The organism is Shigella sp. SIG3, from assembly GCF_053555855.1.
Map to the genome: position 1 here is coordinate 1 of NZ_JBQZXE010000349.1, position 335 is coordinate 335.

Annotated in this window: 1 protein-coding gene; it reads right to left on the reverse strand. The window is 47.2% G+C overall.

Annotated features, from left to right (window positions below; genetic code table 11):
* Positions 1–42 precede the first annotated feature (42 nt).
* The coding region (locus ACUU1I_RS21365; protein WP_449144957.1) for a tyrosine-type recombinase/integrase at positions 43–335 on the reverse strand (293 nt) is incomplete at its 5' end.

The following is a 335-nucleotide window of genomic DNA, read 5'->3' on the forward strand; positions in this document are numbered from 1 at the left end:
ACCTTCGTGAAGCTGTTGAAGGGTGGATTCTTAACGGTGGCGTTAATCAGAAATGCTCCTGATGTGCCAGAACAATTTATCAGCGTGAAGCTCATACGCTTTGCGCTGAGCCTCTATCCAGTCGTGTTTATTGTATACGGACATTATCCCGCCAAGTTCATGACCGAGCATTCGCTCAGTAACATGAGGCTCGACATTCATCTCGGACAGCCGTGTAACAAGCGTTCTTCTGAAATCATGTGTTCGCCAGTAACCTAGATCCATCCCTCCCCTTATTCTATTTACGAATCGGTTGGCTGCAGCGATGCTGATCGGTTTGTTTATGTCTTCTCCAG